The sequence below is a fragment of the Pseudomonas sp. Kh14 genome (assembly GCF_900291005.1).
GTDB lineage: Bacteria > Pseudomonadota > Gammaproteobacteria > Pseudomonadales > Pseudomonadaceae > Aquipseudomonas > Aquipseudomonas alloputida.
The window spans coordinates 1-250 of the sequence record NZ_OLKJ01000217.1; the positions used below are offsets into that span (position 1 = coordinate 1).

General features: G+C 58.0%; 1 protein-coding gene. It reads left to right on the forward strand.

Going from position 1 to position 250, the window contains the following annotated elements:
• Nucleotides 1-16 precede the first annotated feature (16 nt).
• Nucleotides 17-250 (forward strand): type VI secretion system baseplate subunit TssG (locus tag FQ668_RS27885; RefSeq protein ID WP_256677689.1); only part of this gene is annotated, 234 nt, incomplete at its 3' end.

A 250-nucleotide genomic window follows, 5' to 3' on the forward strand; every position in this document is an offset into this window, starting at 1 on the left:
CGGCATGGTAGCCGGCATGATCGCGCATTGCTTCGACCTCCAGCAGGTTGCCATCCGCGAATTCGAAAAGCGCACCGTCTCGATTCCCACTTCCCAACGCAACTGCCTGGGGGCCAGAAACTACCAACTCGGCAACAACTTCCTGGTTGGCGACAGCATCGAGTCACGCAGCAGCAAGTTCACCATTGTGATCGCAGGCCTGAATCAGCAGCAGTTCCGCGAATTCCTGCCCAGCGGTGACAACTACCAG